The sequence below is a fragment of the Phytopseudomonas straminea genome, assembly GCF_900112645.1.
In the GTDB taxonomy this organism is placed as follows: Bacteria; Pseudomonadota; Gammaproteobacteria; order Pseudomonadales; family Pseudomonadaceae; genus Aquipseudomonas; species Aquipseudomonas straminea.
In genome coordinates this window covers 378,406-401,846 of sequence record NZ_FOMO01000004.1, presented here as the reverse complement: position 1 = coordinate 401,846, position 23,441 = coordinate 378,406, and the positions used below count along the sequence as shown (strand labels likewise).

General features: G+C 64.1%; 21 protein-coding genes and 1 other RNA gene. 19 read left to right on the top strand and 3 right to left on the bottom strand.

Annotation, left to right across the window (positions count from 1 at the left end; genetic code table 11):
- Position 1: 1 nt before the first annotated feature.
- Entirely contained in the window at positions 2 to 400 is a 399-nt protein-coding gene (locus BM279_RS12350) for a YraN family protein (RefSeq protein WP_093504283.1), read from the bottom strand.
- A complete protein-coding gene (locus BM279_RS12345) occupies positions 360 to 2,117 on the bottom strand; it encodes a penicillin-binding protein activator (protein ID WP_093504127.1) in 1,758 nt (585 codons plus the stop codon). Before BM279_RS12345 ends, BM279_RS12350 begins: the two co-directional genes overlap by 41 nt.
- A gap of 196 nt (positions 2,118 to 2,313) precedes the next feature.
- Between BM279_RS12345 and rsmI the strand changes: the two genes are divergently transcribed.
- The 18 genes from rsmI (at position 2,314) to lpxC (ending at position 21,667) form a co-directional block, all read left to right on the top strand.
- Positions 2,314 to 3,186: a 16S rRNA (cytidine(1402)-2'-O)-methyltransferase gene (gene rsmI / locus BM279_RS12340; RefSeq protein WP_093504126.1), complete on the top strand. Its 873-nt coding sequence runs from the start codon at positions 2,314 to 2,316 to the stop codon at positions 3,184 to 3,186.
- 41 nt (positions 3,187 to 3,227) lie between these two features.
- Positions 3,228 to 3,577: RNase P RNA component class A (gene rnpB / locus BM279_RS12335), an RNA gene on the top strand.
- Between the two features lie 302 nt (positions 3,578 to 3,879).
- Positions 3,880 to 4,335 carry a division/cell wall cluster transcriptional repressor MraZ gene (mraZ, locus tag BM279_RS12330; RefSeq protein WP_013792660.1) on the top strand — a complete coding sequence of 152 codons (456 nt, stop codon included), beginning with the start codon at positions 3,880 to 3,882 and terminating at the stop codon, positions 4,333 to 4,335.
- A 2-nt stretch (positions 4,336 to 4,337) separates the two neighbouring features.
- Positions 4,338 to 5,279: a 16S rRNA (cytosine(1402)-N(4))-methyltransferase RsmH gene (gene rsmH / locus BM279_RS12325; RefSeq protein WP_093504125.1), complete on the top strand. Its 942-nt coding sequence runs from the start codon at positions 4,338 to 4,340 to the stop codon at positions 5,277 to 5,279.
- Positions 5,276 to 5,569, top strand: a complete 294-nt coding sequence (gene ftsL, locus BM279_RS12320; protein ID WP_013792658.1) for a cell division protein FtsL — start codon at positions 5,276 to 5,278, stop codon at positions 5,567 to 5,569. The genes rsmH and ftsL overlap by 4 nt, the downstream gene beginning before the upstream one ends.
- Positions 5,566 to 7,305 (top strand): peptidoglycan D,D-transpeptidase FtsI family protein, encoded by a 1,740-nt coding sequence (locus BM279_RS12315; protein ID WP_093504124.1) that lies wholly within the window; start codon positions 5,566 to 5,568, stop codon positions 7,303 to 7,305. The genes ftsL and BM279_RS12315 overlap by 4 nt, the downstream gene beginning before the upstream one ends.
- On the top strand, positions 7,305 to 8,768 hold the full coding sequence (locus BM279_RS12310; RefSeq protein ID WP_093504123.1) for a UDP-N-acetylmuramoyl-L-alanyl-D-glutamate--2,6-diaminopimelate ligase: 1,464 nt from the start codon (positions 7,305 to 7,307) through the stop codon (positions 8,766 to 8,768). The genes BM279_RS12315 and BM279_RS12310 overlap by 1 nt, the downstream gene beginning before the upstream one ends.
- Positions 8,761 to 10,140: a UDP-N-acetylmuramoyl-tripeptide--D-alanyl-D-alanine ligase gene (locus BM279_RS12305; RefSeq protein WP_093504122.1), complete on the top strand. Its 1,380-nt coding sequence runs from the start codon at positions 8,761 to 8,763 to the stop codon at positions 10,138 to 10,140. Before BM279_RS12310 ends, BM279_RS12305 begins: the two co-directional genes overlap by 8 nt.
- The gene (gene mraY, locus BM279_RS12300) at positions 10,141 to 11,223 is read left to right on the top strand and encodes a phospho-N-acetylmuramoyl-pentapeptide-transferase (protein WP_027903603.1); all 1,083 of its coding nucleotides are present in this window, start codon (positions 10,141 to 10,143) and stop codon (positions 11,221 to 11,223) included.
- Between the two features lie 7 nt (positions 11,224 to 11,230).
- Positions 11,231 to 12,577 (top strand): UDP-N-acetylmuramoyl-L-alanine--D-glutamate ligase, encoded by a 1,347-nt coding sequence (gene murD / locus BM279_RS12295; RefSeq protein WP_093504121.1) that lies wholly within the window; start codon positions 11,231 to 11,233, stop codon positions 12,575 to 12,577.
- On the top strand, positions 12,574 to 13,800 hold the full coding sequence (ftsW, locus tag BM279_RS12290; protein WP_425272684.1) for a putative lipid II flippase FtsW: 1,227 nt from the start codon (positions 12,574 to 12,576) through the stop codon (positions 13,798 to 13,800). The genes murD and ftsW overlap by 4 nt, the downstream gene beginning before the upstream one ends.
- Positions 13,790 to 14,860, top strand: coding sequence for an undecaprenyldiphospho-muramoylpentapeptide beta-N-acetylglucosaminyltransferase (murG, locus tag BM279_RS12285; protein WP_093504119.1), 1,071 nt, complete (start codon positions 13,790 to 13,792; stop codon positions 14,858 to 14,860). Before ftsW ends, murG begins: the two co-directional genes overlap by 11 nt.
- On the top strand, positions 14,853 to 16,301 hold the full coding sequence (gene murC / locus BM279_RS12280) for a UDP-N-acetylmuramate--L-alanine ligase (RefSeq protein ID WP_093504117.1): 1,449 nt from the start codon (positions 14,853 to 14,855) through the stop codon (positions 16,299 to 16,301). Before murG ends, murC begins: the two co-directional genes overlap by 8 nt.
- Positions 16,298 to 17,248 carry a D-alanine--D-alanine ligase gene (locus tag BM279_RS12275; RefSeq protein WP_093504115.1) on the top strand — a complete coding sequence of 317 codons (951 nt, stop codon included), beginning with the start codon at positions 16,298 to 16,300 and terminating at the stop codon, positions 17,246 to 17,248. Before murC ends, BM279_RS12275 begins: the two co-directional genes overlap by 4 nt.
- A gap of 2 nt (positions 17,249 to 17,250) precedes the next feature.
- A complete protein-coding gene (locus tag BM279_RS12270; protein WP_093504113.1) occupies positions 17,251 to 18,105 on the top strand; it encodes a cell division protein FtsQ/DivIB in 855 nt (284 codons plus the stop codon).
- A gap of 22 nt (positions 18,106 to 18,127) precedes the next feature.
- Positions 18,128 to 19,375 (top strand): cell division protein FtsA, encoded by a 1,248-nt coding sequence (gene ftsA / locus BM279_RS12265; protein WP_093504111.1) that lies wholly within the window; start codon positions 18,128 to 18,130, stop codon positions 19,373 to 19,375.
- A 77-nt stretch (positions 19,376 to 19,452) separates the two neighbouring features.
- Positions 19,453 to 20,643, top strand: a complete 1,191-nt coding sequence (gene ftsZ / locus BM279_RS12260) for a cell division protein FtsZ (protein WP_013792646.1) — start codon at positions 19,453 to 19,455, stop codon at positions 20,641 to 20,643.
- Between the two features lie 112 nt (positions 20,644 to 20,755).
- The gene (gene lpxC, locus BM279_RS12255; RefSeq protein ID WP_013792645.1) at positions 20,756 to 21,667 is read left to right on the top strand and encodes a UDP-3-O-acyl-N-acetylglucosamine deacetylase; all 912 of its coding nucleotides are present in this window, start codon (positions 20,756 to 20,758) and stop codon (positions 21,665 to 21,667) included.
- A 179-nt stretch (positions 21,668 to 21,846) separates the two neighbouring features.
- Here the strand turns inward: lpxC and BM279_RS12250 are convergent, their stop codons facing one another.
- Positions 21,847 to 22,305 (bottom strand): DUF721 domain-containing protein, encoded by a 459-nt coding sequence (locus tag BM279_RS12250; RefSeq protein WP_093504109.1) that lies wholly within the window; start codon positions 22,303 to 22,305, stop codon positions 21,847 to 21,849.
- 89 nt (positions 22,306 to 22,394) lie between these two features.
- Here BM279_RS12250 and BM279_RS12245 point away from each other — a divergent pair, with 89 nt between their 5' ends.
- The gene (locus BM279_RS12245) at positions 22,395 to 23,321 is read left to right on the top strand and encodes a M23 family metallopeptidase (protein WP_093504107.1); all 927 of its coding nucleotides are present in this window, start codon (positions 22,395 to 22,397) and stop codon (positions 23,319 to 23,321) included.
- The last annotated feature ends 120 nt before the right edge of the window (positions 23,322 to 23,441 follow it).

The window sequence follows — 23,441 nt, the reverse complement described above, 5'->3', positions numbered from 1 at the left end:
TTCAACTGTCGAAGGCGTTTCTGATCCATTGCAGTGATGCGGGTGTGCCATGGCCTACGGCTATGACATCGAAACGGCAGGGATGTTTGGCCCAGCGCTTCTCCTGTTGCAGAAATTGCGTAGCGGTGGCGATCAGTTTGTCACGCTTGCGCCAGTCGACGCTTTCCACCGCGCCACCCCAGGCGCTGTGCTTGCGGTAGCGCACTTCGGCGAATACTACTGTATCGCCATCGAGCATGACCAGATCGAGTTCGCCGCGCTTGCCGCGCCAGTTCTGCTCTATCAGGCGCAGGCCATGGTCTTGCAGATGCTCGCGGGCGAGGGCTTCGGCCGCTCGCCCGCTGACATGGCGCGGATCGTCACTCAATGTTGGCGTCGGGCAGGCGCTGAACCTGGCCATTGCTGAATTGTGCCCAGGGCAGCTGACGCTCGACGCGCTGCGAGGCGCCCAGGCTCAGGTTGCCGGACAGGCCTTCGACGCGGCTGTCGGGCAGGGTCTTGAGCTGATCCAGGCGCGGTGCCAGGCGGAAGGCGTCGACGCCCATGGCGTACAGCCGGCCCAGGCTGCCACCGGCCTGCGGCCACTGGCTGTTGACCTGCTGGCGCAGCGGGTCGTTGGCATCCAGCAGCCACGGGGTTTCGCAGAAGCGTATGCCGTCCAGGTCGCGGTACTGGGCTGCGCTCATGCTGCCGCTGAACAGATGCGAGGTGGCGTACACCGGTACGTCGCCGGCATATTGGTAGGCCAGGGTCGGTTTGATCTGCTGGGCCTGTTGCGGTGTGGCGGCGAGGAAGATGAAATCCACGTCCTGACGGCGCGAAGTGCCGTTTACCTGCATCAGGCGGGCGACCTGGCTGGCCATGTCCACCGGCTGATCAATCTGCTCGGCGCCCAGGAAGGTGCCGCCGGCGGCTTGCCAACTCTGGCGGAAGGCATCCAGCACGCGGTTGCCCCAATCGCCCTTGGGTACCAGCGCGACGGCACTGCGCTTGCCATCGGCCCAGGCGCGGCGGGCGACTTCACGGGCTTCGTCTTCGGCGGCCAGGCCGAACTGGAACAGCTGGGCCGGGTTCTTGGCGCTTGGATCGGCATAATTCAGGGCCAGGGTGGTGATCGGCAGCTGATCGCGGTTGCCCAGCTGGGTAACCAGGTTCTTCTCCAGCGGGCCGATCACCAGCTCTACGCCGTCAGCCTGGGCCTGGCGATAAAAGTCGTCCAGCGAGCTGAGGCGGGCGCTGTCGTAAAACTGGATCTGCGGCGGCTTCTCACCAGCTTGCTGGGCTTGGTAGTGTGCGGCCAGGAAACCGTCACGCAGGGCACGCGACACCGAAGCCAGCTGGCCTTCCTGGGGCAGCAGCAGGGCGATCTTTTCCAGCGGCTTGCTGGACAGGGCGCGCAGGTCGGCGAGGGCCTTGGGCAGCTGCTGGGCGGCCGGGTGGTTGGGGTGCTGGGCCAGCCAGTTGTCGATGGCGTCCTGTTGCTGTTTGAGCGTGCCGACGGTTTTCGCCACCTGGGCCAGCGACAGCCAGCCAGCCAAGTCTGCGTCATCGGCGGTCGCAGCAGGCTCGGTCGGCAGGCTGGAGACCAGGCTCCAGATATGGTCCTGATTGCGCTGCGCTTCGTCGCCGCTCAACAGCGGGGCGATGAATACGCGCTCGCGGGCGGCGGCGAGAACCTGGCCGTCCTTTTCCAGCGCGTTGGCGCGGGCCAGCTGGGTGCGGGTCTGCTGTTCGACCGGCAGTTCGCCGAGGCGCTCCAGGCTGGGGTGGTTCAGGGCGGCGAGGGCGGCCTTGGCGTCGTTGCGCATCAGGGCCAGTTCGGCCTTGAGGGTGCTGGCATAGATCTGCTGCGCCGGTTTGAGCAGTTGCAGGTCGACCTGCCCGAGAATGCTTTCGGCGCGTTGCGTGTTGCCCTGCTTGGCAGCCAGGTCGGCGGCCGACAGGCGCAGCAGTTGGGCCTCTTCGTTCTGGCTGGTGCCGGCTTTCTGGAGCATCTGCTCCACGCTGGCCTGGGGTGTGCGCGGCAGTTCGCCAAGGTTCGAGGAGGGCGAGCTGCTGCAGGCAACGAGCAGGCCGGCTAGGCAGAGTGCAGAGAGCGGACGCAGGCAGGCAATCATGTAAGCGATTCCGGGTCTTGAGCAAATGAACGCCGGATTGTACCCAAGGCACCGCCTTGGCGCGACGCTGAAGGTGTTAACCGGTACGCAGAGGTCGCAGGCGCTCGTATTGCGCCCGTATTGGTGGTGCAGTTCTGCCCTGGCGGTTGGCTCGCGTTACAATGGCGGCTTTCCGCTTATTTAAAGAGGCATTGCCGTGACTGCTAATGAAGCACCCCGAAGCGCCGCGGGCACCCTGTTCGTGGTGGCGACGCCCATTGGCAATCTCGACGATCTCAGTGCCCGGGCCTTGAAGGTGCTTGGCGATGTGGCGCTGATCGCCGCTGAAGACACCCGGCACTCGGCGCGCCTGATGCAGCACTTCGGTATCGGTACACCGCTGGCGGCCTGCCATGAGCACAACGAGCGCGATGAAGGCAATCGGTTCATCGAGCGCCTGCTGGCGGGAGACGATGTGGCGCTGATTTCCGATGCCGGCACGCCGCTGATTTCCGACCCGGGCTATCACCTGGTGCGCCAGGCCCGGGCCGCCGGGGTTCGCGTGGTTCCGGTGCCTGGTGCCTGCGCACTGATCGCGGCACTGTCGGCTGCCGGCCTGCCGTCCGATCGCTTCGTCTTCGAAGGCTTTCTGCCAGCCAAGACGGTCGGGCGGCGGGCCCGCCTCGAGCTGGTTCGCGAGGAGCCGCGCACGCTGATCTTCTATGAAGCGCCGCATCGCATCCTCGAGTGCCTGCAGGACATGCGCGAGGTGTTTGGCAGCGAGCGCCAGGCGCTGCTGGCCCGGGAGCTGACCAAGACGTTCGAGACCCTGCAGGGCATGCCGCTAGAGCAGTTGTGCGAGTGGGTGGCGGCCGATGCCAATCAGCAGCGTGGCGAATGCGTGGTGCTGGTTGCCGGTTGGCAGGCGCCCGAAGACGAGGCGGCGGTAAGCGTCGAGGCGCTGCGCGTGCTCGATCTGCTGCTTGCCGAAATGCCGCTCAAGCGTGCGGCAGCACTGGCCGCGCAGATCACCGGCGCGCGTAAGAACCTGCTCTATCAGGCAGCTTTGGAGCGTCAGCAGGACGGTTGACCTTGTTCTAGGCGTGCGCCAGCGGTTACCCTACGCGGCGGAGAGTCGATCGGACAGTCGCTGCCTTCCATCTGGAAGGGGGAGGAAAGTCCGGGCTCCATAGGGCGGAGTGCCAGGTAATGCCTGGGAGGCGTGAGCCTACGGAAAGTGCCACAGAAAATAACCGCCTAAGCGCTTCGGCGCCGGTAAGGGTGAAAAGGTGCGGTAAGAGCGCACCGCACGGCTGGTAACAGTCCGTGGCTAGGCAAACCCCACTCGGAGCAAGACCAAATAGGGTTCCATTGGCGTGGCCCGCGCTGGAACCGGGTAGGTTGCTAAAGACGTGCAGTGATGTACGTCGTAGAGGAATGGCTGTCCTCGACAGAACCCGGCTTATAGATCGACTCTCCACCTCCTTACTGTTTTTGCTTCTCCTCCTCATTTCTAATACCGAAAAAATCTTACTCTTAACAAACTACTTTAAGTTCGTTGAGTAGGTTCTTGTATGTGGTTGTTTTTTAGCCATCTTTCCGGCTTTGGGCGCTCGTCCCACTTCTTATTTATTCGCTAAATCTCCGTTCTATAAGGAATTTTCCGTTCTGGCCCGCCTTGACGGTGGGGTATGCGCGTTCCTATAGTGTGCTCCGGTGGTAAAAAGTGGCATGAAGTGGGTTTTTTTGGATGCGGATGGCTGATTAAAGGGGAAACGCGATCGTGTTTCGCGGAGCTAACGCCATAAGTCTTGACGCCAAGGGGCGGCTCGCGATGCCAAGTCGGTATCGGGATGAGCTCGTTTCGCGTTCGGCTGGCCAGCTCATCGTCACCATCGACGCCATCGATCCCTGCCTTTGTGTCTACCCGCTGCCGGAGTGGGAAATCATCGAGAACAAGCTGCGCGAACTGGCCTCCTTCCGTGAAGAGAACCGTCGCCTGCAACGTCTGCTGATTGGTAATGCCGTCGATCTCGAACTGGATGGCAGCGGTCGTTTCCTGGTTCCACCGCGGTTGCGCGAATACGCCAAACTGGACAAGCGCGCGATGCTGGTGGGGCAGCTCAATAAATTTCAACTGTGGGATGAGGATTCCTGGAACGCCGTGGCTGATGCCGATCTGGCCGCCATCAAACAACCGGGTGCTCTTTCCGATGACCTTCGTGACCTGATTCTGTGAACATGACCTCTACCTTCCGCCATATCACCGTGTTGCTCGAGGAAGCCGTTGCGGCGCTCTCGCTGCGCACCGATGGCTGCTATGTAGATGGCACGTTCGGGCGGGGTGGGCACAGCCGGCTGATCCTGGAGAGGATTGGGCCAGGCGGTCGCTTGCTGGGGTTCGACAAGGACCCTCTCGCAATCGCGACTGGAAATACGCTAGCGGCCGAAGACGGCCGCTTTGTCGTTGTACAGAGAAGCTTTGCGGAACTTGCCGACGAGCTCGCTGTCCGCGGCCTGGCCGGTCAGGTCAGCGGCATTCTGCTGGATCTGGGCGTGTCGTCGCCGCAGCTCGATGACGCCGAGCGCGGCTTCAGCTTTCTCAACGACGGTCCGCTGGATATGCGCATGGACCCCTCGCGCGGCGTCAGCGCGGCGCAGTTCATCGCCACTGCCGACGAAGACGAAATCGCCCGGGTGTTCAAGGAGTATGGCGAGGAGCGTTTCGCCAAGCGTATGGCCCGCGCCGTGGTCGCCCGTCGCCAGGAGCAGCCGTTCGAGCGCACCGCCGATCTGGCCCAGGTGCTGACCGTCGCCAATCCCGCCTGGGAGAAGGGCAAGAATCCGGCGACTCGCGCGTTCCAGGGGCTGCGCATTCACGTCAACAACGAGCTGGGTGATCTGGAGCGCGGCCTTGATGCGGCGCTGGAAAGTCTGGAAGTCGGCGGCCGCCTGGTGGTGATCAGCTTCCACTCCCTGGAAGACCGCATCGTCAAACAGTTCATGCGCAAACACGCCAAGGGCGAGATGGACAAGCTGCCGCGTGATCTGCCCATCATCCCCAAAGCCTTCGAGCCGCGTCTGAAGCTGATCGGCAAGCCGCAGTTCGCTTCCGAGGCCGAACTCAAAGCCAACCCACGTTCGCGCAGTGCGGTCATGCGTGTCGCGGAGAAGCTACGATGAGCGGCGTGGGCGCCAAGCGCTTTCCCAAGGGCAGCCTGCTGATGCTGGTGCTCTTTATCGCCGTGCTGGGCTCCGCGCTGGCGGTTTCCTACAGCGCGCACTGGAATCGCCAACTGCTCAATAGCCTGTACGGCGAGCTCAGCGTGCGTGACAAGGCGCAGGCCGAGTGGGGCCGTTTGATCCTCGAGCAGAGCACCTGGACCGCCCACAATCGTATCGAGACCCTGGCCAGCGAACAGCTTAAAATGCGCATTCCCGACGCCGCCGAAGTGCGCATGGTGGCGCCATGATGAAGCTCGAGGGTGCTCTGTACCCATGGCGCTTCCGTCTAGTCATGTTGCTGCTGGCGCTGATGGTCGCGGCCATCGCCGCACGTATCTTCGAGCTGCATGTGTTCGACCATGACTTCCTCAAGGCTCATGGCGATGCGCGTAGCGTGCGACATATCCCGATTCCGGCGCATCGTGGCCTGATTACCGACCGTAACGGCGAGCCGCTGGCGGTCAGTACGCCGGTCACCACGCTGTGGGCCAACGGCAAGGAGCTGCAGGCTGGCAAGGCGCAGTGGCCGGTGCTGGCAGCGGCCCTGGGCCAGGAGCCCAATGCCTTCGCGCAGCGTCTGCAGGCCAACGCCGAGCGCGAGTTCATGTACCTGGTGCGCGGCCTGACCCCCGAGCAGGGTCAACGCGTGCTCGACCTCAAGGTGCCGGGCGTCTACTCCATCGAAGAGTTTCGTCGTTTCTATCCGGCCGGCGAAGTCACAGCGCACATGGTCGGCTTTACCGATATCGACGACCACGGTCGCGAAGGCGTCGAGCTGGCGTTCGAAGACTGGCTGGCTGGCGTGCCGGGCAAGCGTCAGGTGCTCAAGGATCGCCGCGGCCGTCTGATCCGCGATGTGCAGGTCACCCAGAATGCCAAGGCCGGCAAGTCGCTGGCGCTGTCCATCGACCTGCGTCTGCAGTATCTGGCGCACCGTGAACTGCGCAACGCGCTGGTCGAGTTCGGCGCCAAGGCCGGCAGCCTGGTGATGCTCGACGTGAAGACCGGTGAAATCCTCGCCATGGTCAATCAGCCGACCTACAACCCCAACAACCGTCGCAACCTGCAACCGGCGGCCATGCGTAACCGCGCCATGATCGACGTGTTCGAGCCGGGTTCGACCATGAAACCGTTCTCTATGAGCGCCGCCCTGGAAACTGGGCGCTGGAAACCGACCGACAAGGTCGACGTGCAGGGCGGTACGCTGCAGATCGGCCGTTACACCATCAAGGACGTATCGCGCGCGCCGGAAGGTGTGCTGGATCTGACCGGCATTCTGATCAAGTCCAGTAACGTGGGCATGAGCAAGGTCGCCTTCGATATTGGCGGCGCGGCTATTTATGACGTGATGCAGCAGGTCGGCCTCGGTCAGGACACCGGCCTGAGTTTCCCTGGCGAGCGCGTCGGCAACCTGCCCAACCACCGTGAGTGGCGCAAGGCGGAAACCGCGACCCTGTCCTACGGTTACGGCCTGTCCGTGACCGCCGTGCAGCTGGCCCACGCCTATGCGGTGCTCGGCAATAACGGTCGTAGCGTACCGATGTCGCTGACCCGCACCGACAGCGTACGTGACGGCGTGCAGGTGATTCCTGAAGACGTCGCCCACACCCTGCAGGGCATGCTGCAACAGGTTATCGAGGCCCCAGGTGGCGTGTTCCGCGCTCAGGTTCCGGGTTACCACGTGGCCGGCAAGAGTGGCACGGCGCGCAAGACCGCCTCGGGTACCAAAGGCTACCAAGCCAATGCCTATCGCTCGCTGTTCGCCGGCTTCGCACCAGCCAGCAACCCACGCATCGCGGTGGCCGTGGTCATCGACGAGCCGAGCAAGAGCGGCTACTTCGGCGGCCTGGTATCGGCACCGGTATTCAGCCGCGTCATGGCTGGCGGCCTGCGCCTGATGAACATTACCCCGGACAACCTGCCCGAAACCGCCGCGGCGAAAGCCGATGCGCCGGCGGCGGCTAGCAATGGAGGGCGCGGCTGATGCCCATGCCATTGAATCAGCTTCTGCCTCAGGCCAGCAGCGGCGTACTGATCCGCGAATTGACCCTCGACAGCCGCCAGGTGCGCCCAGGCGACCTGTTCCTGGCCGTGCCCGGTACTCGTCAGGACGGTCGCGTACATATCGCCGATGCAATTTCCCGCGGTGCGGCGGCAGTTGCTTATGAAACCGACGGCTCGCTGCCGATGACTGCCGAAAGCGCCGAGCTGGTCGCCATCAAGGGCCTGGCCGGCCAACTGTCGGCCATCGCCGGGCGCTTCTATGGCGAGCCGAGCCGCGGCCTGCACATGGTCGGCATCACCGGCACCAACGGTAAAACCAGCGTCAGCCAGCTGCTGGCCCAGGCGCTGGATCTGCTCGGCGAACCCTGCGGCATCGTCGGCACCCTCGGCAACGGCTTCTACGGCGCGCTGGCCCAGGGCATGCACACCACGCCTGATCCGATCGGCGTACAGGCGACTCTGGCTGGTCTGAAGAAGCAAGGTGCCCGTGCGATCGCCATGGAAGTGTCCTCCCATGGCCTGCATCAGGGCCGCGTGGCCGCTCTGGATTTCGACGTGGCGGTGTTCACCAACCTGTCGCGCGATCACCTCGACTACCACGGTTCGATGCAAGCCTATCAGGCTGCCAAGGCCGCACTGTTCGCCTGGCCTAGCCTGCGCGCTCGCGTTATCAATCTTGACGACGCCATGGGCCGCGAACTGGCTGCTCAGGAGCGTGACTCGCGGCTGATCGGCTACAGCCTGCAGGATCAGGGCGCCTACCTGTTCTGCCGCGATATTCACTTCGACGATCAGGGCGTGCGGGCCACGCTGGTCACCCCACGTGGCGAAGGCAGCCTGCGCAGTTCGCTGCTGGGCCGCTTCAACCTGAGCAACCTGCTGGCCGTGGTCGGTGCGCTGGTCGCCATGGACTACCCGCTGGACGAAATTCTCAAGGTGTTGCCGCGTCTGCAGGGCCCGATTGGCCGCATGCAGCGTCTGGGCGGCCAGGATGCGCCGCTGGTAGTGGTCGACTACGCCCACACCCCGGATGCGCTGGAGCAGGTGCTGGGCGCACTGCGCCCCCATGTGACCGGCCGCCTGCTGTGCCTGTTCGGTTGTGGCGGTGACCGTGATCGCGGCAAGCGCCCGCTGATGGCTGAAGTGGTCGAGCGCCTGGCCGATGCTGCGCTGGTTACCGACGACAACCCACGTACTGAAGCGCCCGCACAGATTTTCGACGACATTCGCGAAGGCTTCCGTAGCGCTGATCAGGTCCGCTTCGTACACGGCCGTGGCGATGCAATCGCCAAGCTGATTGGCGAAGCCCAGGTCGGCGATGTGGTGGTGTTGGCCGGCAAGGGCCATGAGGACTATCAGGAAATCGACGGCGTCCGCCAGCAGTTTTCCGATCTGCAGCAAGCCAGCAGTGCGTTGGCTGCATGGGAGGCGGCACATGCTTAAGGCCCTGCGGTTGAGCGACGTGGCAAGTGCACTGAATGGCCGTGTGGTTGGTGCCGACTGCGCCTTCTCGGCAGTCAGCACCGACAGCCGCAGCATCGTGCCGGGCCAGCTGTTCGTGGCCCTGAGCGGCCCGCGCTTCGACGGCCATGACTACCTGGCTCAGGTCGCTGCCAAGGGCGCCGTCGCTGCGCTGGTGTCGCGCGAAGTGGCGGGCGTCGATCTGCCGCAGCTGGTCGTCGCCGACACTACCCTGGCGCTCGGCCAGCTCGGCGCGCTCAATCGTCAGGCCTACGGCGGCTTACTGGCAGCCGTGACCGGTTCCAGCGGCAAGACCACGGTCAAGGAAATGCTCGCGGCCATCCTGCGTGCAGCCTGTGCCCAAGACGGCGGCGCCGTGCTGGCGACCCGTGGCAACCTCAATAATCAACTGGGTGTACCGCTGACTCTGCTGGAACTGGGCCCGCAGCACACCGGCGCTGTGATCGAGCTCGGCGCTTCGGGTATCGGCGAGATCGCCTACACCGTTGGCTTGACCAAGCCGCAGGTTGCCATCATCACCAATGCCGGTAACGCCCACGTCGGTGAGTTCGGCGGTCCCGAGAACATCGTGCTGGCCAAGGGCGAGATTCTCGAAGGCCTGAGCGATAACGGCGTGGCCGTGCTCAACCGTGACGACGTGGCGTTCGAGCGCTGGGTCAAGCGCGCTGCCGGTCGCCGCGTGCTGAGCTTCGCCCTGCGCGACGCCAGCGCTGATTTCCATGCCCGTGAGCTGAGCCGCGATCCACGCGGCTGTCCGGCGTTCACGCTGTTCTGCCATGAAGGCCAGGCCCGCGTGCAACTGAATCTGCTTGGCGAGCACAACGTGGCCAATGCGCTGGCCGCCGCTGCCGCCGCCCATGCCCTGGCGGTGCCGCTGGTGGCCATCAAGAACGGTCTCGAGAGCCTGCTGCCGGTCAAGGGCCGCGCCGTGGCGCAACTGGCGCAAAACGGCGCCCGGGTGATCGACGATACCTACAACGCCAATCCGGCCTCCATCTGCGCAGCCATCGACATCCTTACCGGCTTTTCCGGCCGCAAGGTGCTGGTGCTGGGCGATATCGGCGAGCTGGGCGAGTGGTCCGAGCAGGGCCACCGCGAAGTGGGTGAATACGCCCGCGGCCGCGCCGACGTGCTGTACGCGGTTGGCCCGCAGATGAAACACGCCGTGCAGGCCTTTGGCGCCGAGGGTCGGCATTTCGCCGATCAGGCCGCGCTGATCGACGCGGTACGCGCCGAGAGCGGCGACAGCACCATTCTAATTAAAGGTTCACGCAGCGCCGCGATGGAAAACGTCGTCGCCGCCTTGTGTGGCGACAGTGGGGAGAGTCACTAAATGCTGCTGCTGCTGGCAGAGTATCTGCAACAGTTCTACAAGGGCTTCGCGGTCTTTCAGTACCTGACCCTGCGCGGGATTCTCGGCGTGCTGACCGCGCTGGTGCTGGCGCTGTGCCTGGGCCCGTGGATGATTCGTACCCTGCAGATACGCCAGATCGGCCAGGCCGTGCGTAACGACGGCCCGCAATCGCACCTGTCCAAGAAGGGCACGCCGACCATGGGTGGCGCGCTGATCCTCTCGGCCATCGCCATCAGCACGCTGCTGTGGGCTGACCTGAGCAACCGTTACGTGTGGGTGGTGCTGATCGTCACCCTGCTGTTCGGCGCCATCGGCTGGGTCGACGACTACCGCAAGGTGATCGAGAAGAACTCGCGCGGCCTGCCGAGCCGCTGGAAGTACTTCTGGCAGTCGGTGTTCGGCATCGGCGCGGCTGTCTTCCTTTATATGACTGCGCAGAGCCCGATCGAAACCACCTTCATCGTGCCGCTGCTCAAGGACGTCAGCATCCCGCTGGGCATCGGTTTCGTGGTGCTGACCTACTTCGTGATCGTCGGCTCCAGCAACGCGGTGAACCTCACCGACGGCCTCGACGGCCTGGCGATTCTGCCCACCGTAATGGTTGGCGGCGCCCTGGGCATCTTCTGCTACCTGTCGGGCAACGTGAAGTTCGCCGAATACCTGCTGATTCCCTACGTGCCGGGCGCGGGCGAGCTGATCGTGTTCTGCGGCGCGCTGATCGGCGCCGGCCTGGGCTTTCTGTGGTTCAACACCTACCCGGCGCAGGTGTTCATGGGCGACGTCGGCGCGCTGGCGCTGGGCGCCGCGCTGGGCACCATCGCCGTGATCGTGCGTCAGGAAATCGTGCTGTTCATCATGGGCGGCGTGTTCGTGATGGAAACCCTGTCGGTGATCATCCAGGTCGCCAGCTTCAAGCTGACCGGCAAGCGCGTGTTCCGCATGGCACCGATTCACCACCATTTCGAGTTGAAGGGTTGGCCCGAGCCACGGGTCATCGTTCGTTTCTGGATCATCACCGTCATTTTGGTGCTGATCGGCCTCGCTACTTTGAAACTGCGTTGAGGACAGCATGAGCCTGATCGCTTCCGACCAATTCCGCATCGTTGTCGGCCTCGGCAAGAGCGGCATGTCCCTGGTGCGCTACCTCGCGCGCCAGGGCGTGCGCTTCGCCGTGGCCGACACCCGTGCCAATCCGCCGGAACTGAGCACCTTGCGTGAGCAGTTCCCGCAGGTCGAAGTGCGTTGTGGCGAGCTGGACGTGGAATTCCTCAGCCGTGCCAGTGAACTGCTGATCAGCCCCGGCCTGGCCGTAGCCACCCCGGCGCTGCAGGAAGCGGCCAAACGCGGCGTCAAGCTGTCCGGCGATATCGACCTGTTCGCCCGCGCGGCAAAGGCGCCGATCGTCGCCATCACCGGCTCCAATGCCAAGAGCACCGTGACCACCCTGGTCGGCGAGATGGCTGCCGCGGCCGGCCGCAAGGTCGCCGTGGGTGGCAACCTCGGCACGCCGGCGCTGGATCTGCTAGCTGATGACGTCGAGCTTTACGTGATCGAGCTGTCCAGCTTCCAGCTGGAAACCACCGAGCTGCTCAACGCCGAAGTGGCCACCTGCCTGAACGTCAGCGAAGACCACATGGATCGCTATGCCGATCTGCCGGCCTACCACCTGGCCAAGCACCGCATCTTCCGCGGCGCGCGTCAGGTGGTGGTCAACCGTGACGATCCGCTGTCGCGGCCGATGATCGGCGATCAGGTACCGTGCTGGAGCTTCGGCCTCGGCAAGCCGGACTTCAAGCGCTTCGGCTTGCTCGAAGAGAACGGCGAAAAATACCTGGCCTATCAATTCGACGCGCTGCTTCCGGTACGCGAGCTCAAGGTGCGTGGCGCGCACAATCAGTCCAACGCCCTGGCGGCGCTGGCGCTGGGCCATGCCGTGGGCCTGCCTATGGCGGCCATGCTGGAAACCCTCAAGCAGTTCACCGGGCTGGCGCACCGCTGCCAGTGGGTCGGTGAGCGCGCGGGCGTGAGTTACTACGACGATTCCAAAGCCACCAATGTCGGGGCAGCACTCGCGGCCATCGAAGGCCTGGGCGCGGACATCGCCGGCAAGCTGGTGCTGATCGCCGGTGGCGACGGCAAGGGCGCCGACTTCTCCAGCCTGCGCAAGCCGGTTGCCGCTCACTGCCGCGCCGTGGTGCTGCTCGGCCGTGATGCCGACAAGCTGGCTGCGGTGCTCGATGGCGCGGTGGACATCATTCGTGTCGACAGCCTGCAGGCCGCCGTCGAGCGCGCTGCTGCCATCGCCCAGAGCGGCGACGCCGTCCTGCTGTCGCCCGCCTGCGCAAGCCTGGACATGTTCAAGAATTTCGAAGAGCGCGGACGTCTGTTCGCCCAGGCAGTGGAGGAGCTTAACTGATGCTGTCCTTCCTGCGCCCCTATCCGTCCCCACTGTTCGGCCGTCGTGGCCTGATGGACATGGACTTCGCGATGCTCGCCGGCTGCCTGGCGCTGCTCGGTCTCGGCCTGGTGATGATCTCCTCGGCCTCCACCGAAGTGGCGGCGGCCAACACCGGCAGCCCGCTGTACTACATGATCCGCCACCTGATCTATCTGGCCATCGGCCTGGGCGCAGCCGGCGTGGTGCTTATGATCCCGCTGTCCACCTGGCAACGTCACAGCTGGGTGATGCTGATCATCGCCATCGTGCTGCTGGTCTTGGTGCTGCTGCCCGGCATTGGCCGTGAGGTCAACGGCGCCAAGCGCTGGATCGGTTTCGGCGCCTTCAACATTCAGCCGTCGGAGATCGCCAAGGTCTTCGTGGTGCTTTATCTGGCTGGCTACCTGGTGCGTCGTCAGGAAGAAGTGCGTGAAAGCTGGGCCGGCTTCTTCAAGCCCTTCGTGGTGTTGCTGCCGATGGCCTTCCTGCTGCTGCTCGAGCCCGACTTCGGCGCCACGGTGGTCATGATGGGCGCGGCCATGGCCATGCTGTTCCTCGGCGGCGTCGGCCTGTTCCGCTTCCTGCTGATGGTGGCTCTGGCAGTCGGCGCGGTGTTCGTGCTGGTGCAGAGCCAGGAATACCGCCTGCAGCGTCTGATCACCTTCACCGATCCCTGGGCCGACCAGTACGGCTCCGGTTACCAGCTGACCCAGGCGCTGATCGCTTTCGGCCGTGGCGAGTGGCTGGGCGTTGGCCTGGGCAACAGCATCCAGAAGCAGTTCTACCTGCCTGAAGCCCACACCGACTTCGTATTCTCCGTTCTGGCCGAAGAGCTGGGCCTGGTCGGCGCGCTGGCGACCGTGGGCCTGTTCGTGTTCGTCAGCGTACGCGCGCTGTACATCGGCCTGTGGGCCGAGAAGGCCAAGCAGTTCTTCTCCGCCTATGTGGCGTTCGGCCTGGGGTTCCTGTGGATCGGCCAGTTCCTGATCAACATCGGCGTGAACATCGGTTTGCTGCCGACCAAGGGCCTGACCCTGCCGTTCCTCAGCTACGGCGGTTCGTCCCTGGTGATCTGCTGCGTCAGCCTGGCGCTGCTGCTGCGCATCGAGTGGGAAGCACGCAACGGCCTGGGCAACGAAGACATCGAATTCGACGAGAGCGACTTCCCCGAGCCCGAGCGGGAGGTGCAGCATGGCCGCTAACGTATTGATCATGGCCGGCGGCACTGGCGGCCACGTGTTCCCGGCGCTGGCCTGCGCCCGCGAATTCCAGGCGCGCGGCTATCGTGTGCACTGGCTGGGCACACCGCGCGGCATCGAGAACGAATTGGTGCCGGCGGCTGGTCTGCCGCTGCACCTGATCAACGTCAGTGGCCTGCGCGGCAAAGGCAAACTGTCGCTGCTCAAGGCGCCGCTGCAACTGATCAAGGCACTGTTCCAGGCCCGCAAGGTGGTGCGCGAGCTGCAACCGGTCTGCGTGCTCGGCATGGGCGGCTACGTGACTGGCCCGGGCGGCCTGGCTGCCAAGCTGGCCGGCGTGCCACTGATCATTCACGAACAGAATGCCGTGGCTGGTACCGCTAATCGCAGCCTGGTGGCATTCGCCAGCCGGGTCTGCGAGGCTTTCCCCGATACCTTCGCTGCGTCCGACAAGCGTCGTACCACCGGCAACCCGGTGCGCGAAGAGCTGTTCCTGGAAACCCCGCGTGATTCGCTGACCGGCCGTCGGCCACGTCTGCTGATTCTCGGTGGCAGCCTGGGCGCCGAACCGCTGAACAAACTGCTGCCGGAGGCGCTGGCACAGGTATCTGCCGAGTTGCGTCCGGAAGTCTTCCACCAGGCCGGCAAGCAACACGCCGCGGTGACCGCCGAACGATACAGTGCAGTGGGCGTCGAAGCGCAGGTCGCTCCCTTTATCAGCGACATGGCCCGCGCTTACGCCTGGGCCGACCTGGTGGTCTGCCGCTCCGGTGCGCTGACCGTCAGCGAACTGGCTGCCGCCGGTCTGCCGGCTTTCCTGGTGCCGTTGCCCCACGCGATCGACGATCACCAGACGCGCAACGCCAGCTATCTCGCGAAGGACGGTGCCGCCGTTCTTCTGCCGCAACGTTCCACTGACGCTGCCGATCTGGCAGCGCAGCTGACCGAGGTCTTGATGCACCCCGAACGACTCAAACAAATGGCCAGCACCGCACGTCGCCTGGCCAAGCCCGATGCTACCCGTACCGTTGTCGATGTTTGTCTGGAGGTGGCCCGTGGCTAAGTCTCCCGCAGCGGTCAAGGCAGAAGTGCGGCGCATGCGCCGTATCCGCCGCATTCACTTCGTCGGTATCGGCGGCGCCGGCATGTGCGGTATCGCGGAAGTCCTGCTCAACCTGGGCTACGAAGTGTCCGGCTCCGATCTGAAAACCTCGGCCGTGACCGAGCGCCTGGAAAAATTCGGCGCGCAGATCTTCATCGGCCACCGCGCCGAGAACGCCGAGAACGCCGATGTGCTGGTGGTTTCCAGCGCAATCAATACCTCCAACCCGGAAGTGGCCACTGCCCTGGAGCGTCGCATCCCCGTGGTGCCGCGCGCCGAGATGCTCGCCGAGCTGATGCGCTACCGCCATGGCATCGCCGTGGCCGGTACTCATGGCAAGACCACCACCACCAGCCTGCTGGCTTCGGTGTTCGCCGCCGGCGGCCTGGATCCGACCTTCGTGATCGGCGGCCGCCTCAACGCTGCCGGAACCAACGCCCAGCTGGGTTCCAGTCGCTACCTGATCGCCGAAGCTGATGAGAGCGACGCCAGCTTCCTGCACCTGCAGCCCATGGTGTCGGTGGTGACCAACATCGACATGGACCACATGAGCACCTATGAGGGCGACTTCAACAAACTGAAGAAGACCTTCATCGAGTTCCTGCACAACCTGCCGTTCTATGGCTTGGCTGTGCTCTGTGTGGACGATCCGGTGGTGCGCGAGATTCTCGCCCAGGTCGGTCGCCCGACCCTGACCTACGGCTTCAGCGAAGACGCCGACGTGCGCGCCATCAACGTGCGCCAGCAGGGCATGCAGACCTTCTTCACCGTGCTGCGCCCGGACTGCGAACCGCTGGACGTATCGGTGAACATGCCGGGCAACCACAACGTGCTCAACGCCCTGGCGACCATCTGCATCGCCAGCGACGAAGGCATCAGCGACGAGGCCATCGTTCAGGGCCTGTCGCAGTTCCAGGGCGTCGGCCGGCGCTTCCAGGTGTACGGTCAGCTGCCGGTCGAAGGCGGCGAAGTGATGCTGGTCGACGACTACGGCCACCACCCGCGCGAAGTGGCGGCGGTGATCAAGGCCGTGCGCGGCGGCTGGCCGGAGCGTCGCCTGGTGATGGTCTATCAGCCGCACCGCTACAGCCGTACCCGCGATCTGTACGACGATTTCGTGCAGGTGCTGACCGATGCCAACGTGCTGCTGCTGATGGAGGTCTACCCGGCCGGCGAAGAGCCGATCCCCGGTGCCGACAGCCGTCAGCTGTGCCACAGCATCCGCCAGCGCGGTCAGCTGGACCCCATCTATATCGAGCGCGGTGCCGACCTGGCGCCGCTGATCAAGCCGCTGCTGCGTGCTGGCGACATCCTGCTGTGTCAGGGCGCCGGTGACATCGGTGGCGTGGCCCCCCAACTGCTGCAGAGCCCGCTGTTTCGCGCGCAAGGTCAAGGGAAATGAGTGCTGAAACCCTGAAATCACAACTGCCGGGCGCCGCCTTCGGTCGCGTTGCCGTACTGTTCGGCGGCAAGAGCGCCGAGCGCGAAGTGTCGCTCAAGTCCGGCAATGCCGTGCTCAGCGCGCTGCAGAGCGCCGGTGTGGACGCCTTCGGCATTGACGTGGGCGATGATTTCCTGGCGCGTCTGACCAGCGAGAAGATCGACCGCGCCTTTATCGTGCTGCACGGCCGTGGGGGTGAGGACGGCAGCATGCAGGGCCTGCTCGAGTGCGCCGGCATTCCTTACACGGGCAGCGGCATCCTGGCTTCGGCCCTGGCCATGGACAAGCTGCGCACCAAGCAGGTGTGGCAGAGCCTGGGGCTGTCCACGCCGCGTCACGCGGTGCTGAGCAGCGCCGACGATTGCCGCCGCGCCGCCTACGAGCTGGGCTTCCCATTGATCGTCAAACCGGCCCACGAAGGCTCGAGCATCGGCATGGCCAAGGTCGGCGACGTCGACTCCCTGATCGCCGCCTGGCAGGACGCTGCCTGCTACGACAGCCAGGTGCTGGTCGAGCAGTGGATCCAGGGCCCGGAGTTCACCATCGCCATGCTGCGCGGCGAGGTACTGCCACCGATCGCCCTGGGCACGCCACACAGCTTCTACGACTACGACGCCAAGTACCTGGCCAATGACACCCAGTACCGCGTGCCCTGCGGCTTGCCTGCAGACAAGGAAGCCGAGCTGAAGGCCCTGACCGCCCGCGCCTGCGAAGCCGTTGGCGCCCAGGGCTGGGCCCGCGCCGACGTGATGCAGGACGCCGACGGCCGCTTCTGGCTGCTGGAGGTGAATACCGTTCCGGGTATGACCGACCACAGCCTGGTGCCGATGGCGGCGCAGGCGGCCGGTCTGGATTTCCAGCAGCTGGTGTTGGCGATTCTCGCTGACAGCGTCGAGGCTCGGGGGTAAGCATGGGCGCCGTCCTTCGTCATCAGCCAGGTTCAGGCACGCCGCCACGCGGCAAGGCCGTACCGCGTGGCGCCAGCCGCCTGGTGGCCAAGGAGCCGATCAGTGCGCGTCTGCCGCGGCCGAATTTCAGCCTGTTCAAGCGCCTGACCTGGCCGGTGATGCTGCTGGTGCTGGGCTTTGGCGCCTATGAACTGTCGCTGCGTCTGCTGCCTTACGCCGACCGGCCCATCGCCAAGATCAGCGTGGAAGGCGACCTGAGCTATATCAGCCAGCAATCGGTGCAACAACGCATTGAACCTTTTGTGAGTGCGAGCTTCTTCAGTGTCGACCTTGTCGGTATGCGCCATGAACTGGAGCAGATGCCATGGATCGCCCACGCCGAAGTTCGCCGCGTGTGGCCCGATCAGGTGGTGGTGCGCCTTGAAGAGCAGCTGCCGATCGCCCGCTGGGGCAACGAGGCGCTGCTCAACAACCAGGGCCAGGCATTCGCGCCACGGGAACTGGCGCACTACGAGAATTTGCCGCAGCTGGTCGGCCCGAAACGCGCCCAGCAGCAAGTGATGCAGCAGTATCAGGTACTCAGCCAGATGCTGCGCCCCATGGGCTTCACCGTGACACGCCTGGAACTGCGTGAGCGGGGCAGCTGGTTCCTGTCCACCGGGCAGGGGATCGAAGTGCTGCTGGGGCGCGACCATCTTGTGGAAAAAATACGTCGTTTCGGCGCCATTTACAGCAAGGCGCTGAAGGATCAGAAAGACAACATCGCGCGGGTCGATCTGCGTTACGCCAACGGCCTGGCCGTCGCGTGGCGCGAGCCGCCGGCACCTGCGGCGGTCGACACCGCTGCAGTGCAGTGAATAGAGAGAGAAGGCAGGAAACATGGCAAACGTGCAGAGCGGCAAGATGATCGTCGGCCTCGACATCGGCACCTCCAAGGTGGTGGCGCTGGTAGGCGAAGTGACCGCTGATGGTCAGCTGGAAATCGTTGGCATCGGTACTCACCCATCGCGCGGCCTGAAGAAGGGCGTGGTGGTCAACATCGAGTCCACCGTGGCGTCGATCCAGCGCGCAGTGGAGGAAGCCCAGCTGATGGCGGGCTGCCGCATCCACTCGGCATTCGTCGGCGTGGCCGGCAACCACATCCGCAGCCTGAACAGCCACGGTATCGTCGCCATCCGTGATCGTGAAGTCAGCAATGCCGACCTGGAGCGCGTGCTGGATGCCGCCCAGGCAGTGGCCATTCCTGCCGACCAGCGTGTGCTGCATACCCTGCCGCAGGACTACGTGATCGATAACCAGGAAGGCGTGCGCGAGCCCCTGGGCATGTCCGGCGTACGCCTGGAAGCCAAGGTGCACGTGGTCACCTGCGCGGTGAACGCGGCGCAGAACATCGAAAAATGCGTGCGCCGTTGCGGCCTGGAAGTCGACGACATCATCCTCGAGCAACTGGCTTCCGCCTATGCGGTGCTGACCGACGACGAGAAAGAGCTGGGTGTGTGCCTGGTCGACATCGGCGGCGGCACCACCGACATCTGCATCTTCACCGAAGGCGCTATCCGTCACACCGCGGTAATCCCGATTGCCGGTGACCAGGTTACCAACGACATCGCCATGGCGCTGCGCACCCCGACCCAGTACGCCGAAGAGATCAAGATCCGTTACGCCTGCGCCCTGGCCAAGCTGGCCGGCGCCGGCGAAACCATCAAGGTGCCGAGCGTCGGTGATCGTCCGCCGCGCGACCTGTCGCGCCAGTCCCTGGCCGAGGTGGTCGAGCCGCGTTACGACGAGCTGTTCACCCTGATCCAGGCCGAATTGCGCCGCAGTGGCTACGAAGATCTGATCCCGGCGGGCATCGTGCTTACCGGTGGTACGGCGAAGATGGAAGGCGCGGTCGAGCTGGCTGAAGAAATCTTTCACATGCCGGTGCGCCTGGGCGTGCCGCACAGTGTCAAAGGCCTCAGCGATGTGGTCCGCAACCCTATTTACTCGACGGGCGTTGGCCTGTTGATGTATGGCCTGCGCAAGCAGTCCGACGACATCCCGATGCCCGGCAATGGCGGGTACGGTGATGAAACCAAGGCACCCGCTCTGGAACGGCTCAAGCGCTGGATTCAGGGCAATTTCTAAGGCGGGCGACGCGGCACGGGCGTGTGCAGCGTTGTCGGCACTAGGCGTTAAAAACTAGAAAATACAGGAGAGAGACCATGTTTGAACTCGTAGACAACCTTCCGCAAAGCGCGGTCATCAAGGTTATCGGTGTCGGCGGTGGCGGTGGCAACGCAGTCAACCACATGGCCAAGAGCAACATCGAAGGCGTCGAATTCATTTGCGCCAACACCGATGCTCAGGCACTGAAGAACATCGGCGCACGTACCGTGCTGCAACTCGGTACTGGCGTCACCAAGGGCCTGGGCGCTGGCGCCAACCCGGAAGTTGGCCGTCAGGCGGCCATCGAAGACCGTGAGCGCATCGCCGAAGTACTACAGGGCTGCGACATGGTTTTCATCACCACCGGCATGGGCGGCGGTACCGGTACCGGTGCAGCACCTGTGATTGCCGAAGTGGCCAAGGAGCTGGGCATCCTCACCGTTGCGGTGGTGACCCGTCCGTTCCCGTTCGAAGGCCGCAAGCGCATGCAGATCGCCGACGAAGGCATCCGCGCGCTGCAGGAAAGCGTTGACTCGCTGATCACCATCCCCAACGAGAAGCTGCTGACCATCCTCGGCAAGGACGCCAGCCTGCTGTCCGCCTTCTCCAAGGCCGACGACGTGCTCAGTGGTGCCGTGCGTGGTATCTCCGACATCATCAAGCGCCCGGGCATGATCAACGTCGACTTCGCCGACGTGAAGACCGTGATGAGCGAAATGGGCATGGCGATGATGGGCACCGGCTGCGCCAGTGGTCCGAACCGTGCGCGTGAAGCCACCGAAGCGGCCATCCGCAACCCGCTGCTCGAAGACGTCAACCTGCAGGGCGCCCGCGGCATCCTGGTGAACATCACCGCTGGCCCGGACCTGTCCCTGGGTGAGTACTCCGATGTGGGTAACATCATCGAACAGTTCGCTTCCGAGCACGCTACCGTCAAGGTCGGCACCGTGATCGATCCGGACATGCGCGACGAGCTGCACGTGACCGTGGTTGCCACTGGTCTGGGCGCGCGCATGGAGAAGCCGGTCAAGGTCGTCGACAACACCGTTCAGGTCGCCGCCGCACAGCCAGTTGCCCCGGTAGCCGCTCCGGTTCGCGCCGAGCAGAACGTCAACTACAAGGACTACGAGCGCCCGACCGTTCAGCGTCAGAGCCATGGTGGCGCAGCCACTGCGGCGAAAATGAATCCGCAGGACGACCTGGATTACCTAGACATTCCGGCATTCCTGCGTCGTCAGGCGGATTAATGAAATCTATCAGGGGTATAAAGGTGATTGGTGTTCAGCAAAGGTCGGTTCTGCTATCATCGCCAGCCTTTGTTGAAAACAATTCGCACCTAGCGTAATAGCGGCCAGACCCATGATCAGACAACGCACCCTGAAGAACATCATCCGCGCCACGGGTATCGGCCTGCATTCCGGGGAGAAGGTTTACCTGACCCTGAAGCCGGCTCCGGTGGATACCGGTATCGTGTTCCGTCGTACCGACCTTGACCCTGTGGTGGAGGTGAAGGGGCACGCCCTGAACGTTGGTGAGACCACCATGTCGACCACGCTGGTCAACGGTGATGTCAAGGTGGATACGGTCGAGCATCTGCTTTCGGCCATGGCAGGCCTGGGCATCGATAACGCCTACGTCGAGCTCTCCGCCTGTGAAGTGCCGATCATGGATGGCAGTGCGGGTCCCTTTGTTTTCCTGATTCAGTCGGCTGGTCTGCAAGAGCAGGACGCCCCCAAGAAGTTCATCCGCATCACCCGTGAAGTGACCGTGACGGACGGCGACAAGCGCGCCACCTTCGTTCCGTTCGATGGCTTCAAGGTGAGTTTCGAGATCGACTTCGATCACCCGGTATTCCACGACCGCACCAAGACCGCGAGTGTCGATTTTTCCAGCACCTCGTTCGTCAAGGAAGTCAGCCGTGCCCGCACCTTCGGTTTCATGCGTGATATCGAATTCCTGCGTTCGCACAACCTGGCGCGCGGCGGCAGTGTGGACAATGCCATCGTGGTGGACGAAGACGGTGTGCTCAACGAAGACGGCCTGCGTTACGAGGACGAATTCGTCAGGCACAAGATTCTCGATGCGATCGGTGACCTCTATCTGCTCGGCAACAGCCTGATCGGTGAGTTCCGCGGCTACAAATCCGGCCATGGCCTGAACAATCGTCTGCTGCGAGCGTTGATCGCACAGCCGGATGCTTGGGAAACGGTGACGTTCGAAGACGCCGACACTGCTCCGATCTCTTACATGCGCCCGGCTGCGGCGGTGTAAGGCACTCTCTCCTAGTTTTAACTTCTTCAAGGCCACCCTCGGGTGGCCTTTTTTATGCCGAGTTCAAGTGACCCGACAAACGGCCAGGGGCCGGTCCGGCGTGAGTTGTGCAGGAATCGTTAACCGAGCTGTCATTTTTATGGCGCTCGCCGTTTGGTGAATCTAACTGGCTGACGAGTTTAAGAATCACTGCGGCGGCGATGGCTGGCGAGGCGTTCCAGAGCGGCCTTCAGGCGCGGATCGCTGACCCCTTCGGCAGTTTCCTGGATGTTGTCGGCGGCGCTGTCGGAGAGCTTAAAAGGCCGTGGCGCCTGGCGTTTCTCGCCGCTCGGAGGTTGCACCTTGAAGAGGATTTTCGTTAAGGTCGCGAACGTTTCGAGCGCCTGCAACTGCCGTTGCAGGCGTTTTTGTTGATAACGCAGCCGCGTGGCCCAGTGGCCGTCGGTGACGATCAGCAGCAGGCAGCCTTCACGCCACGATGCCACGCGACAGTGTTCACGGGCGGCAGGCTGCAGCTGGCTTTCCACCACCTGCTGCAGGTGGTCGAGGCGTTGAGCCTGGCTGAACAGCGCTTTCAGCGGCTTCGCCTCGCGCAGGAGCGCGGCGGGCGCCTTGGCCGGCAAGGGACGAAAACTCATGGCAGGAAGCCTGCGACGTTTTGGGGCCGTCATGGTAGCAGAACCTCTGCTGACCGCTCGGGTTCCACTTTTTTCGAAATGGGGATGTGATGCACATCATTTTGCTCAGCAGGCGCCACGGCGCCGCGCGCTCGCTCAGCCTCGATTTGCGCTGGCTGATGGCCGGCGCGGTGCTGCTGGTCGTTCTGGCGGTGGGCGGCGGTGCAGCGCTGGGGGCGTGGATTGCGCCGCAATCGGTGCCGGTACTGAACAGCGATGTTGTCAGCCAGGCCCTCGATGCCCAGCGCGAGGAAGTCGGGGCGGTGAAGATCGACGCCCAGCGTCAGCTCGATGCCTTCGCCGCCCACGTCGCCGAGCTGCAGGCGCGCCTGACCCGGCTCGACGCCCTGGGCGAGCGGCTTACCGAACTGGCCGAACTGGATGCTAGTGAGTTCGATTTTTCTCTTGGCGTGGGGCAGGGCGGTCCTGAGGAACCGCTTGGCAGCGCGGCCTACGCGCCACCGCCGTTCATGAGCACTCTCGACGAGCTGGCCCTGCGCATGGACAGCCGTGAGCAGCAGCTCGAAGTGTTGGAACAGCTGCTCGCCGACCGTCGTCTCGACGAGGCGACGATGCTCTCCGGCCATCCGGTGTTGCAAGGCTACGTGTCGTCACCGTTCGGGCGGCGTATCGACCCGCTGACCGGACGCGTCAGCGTGCACAAGGGCGTTGACTTCGCTGCCAAGGCCGGCAGTGACGTGGTGGCGGTCGGTGCCGGCGTGGTGACCTTCGCCGGGCGCCGCAATGGTTATGGCAACACCGTGGAAATCAGCCACGCCGACGGCTATGTCACCCTGTATGCGCACAACCGCAGCAACAAGGTGCAGGTCGGCGATCTGGTCCAGCGTGGCCAGGCCATCGCCACGGTCGGCAGCACTGGGCGCTCGACCGGTAACCACGTGCACTTCGAAGTCACCCGCAGCGGCGAGCTGGTCAACCCGCACAGCTATATCGCCCGCGTCAGCGACGAGCCCTGACAAAAGCCGGTCAAGGCCGGCTTGCCCTGCGCCAATGGCCCTGTGCCAATCGCGCTCTTTCTTCAATTCCGTTTCCGGGTAGAATGCCCCCTTCGCACGCAGCCATACGGGCTGCATGGG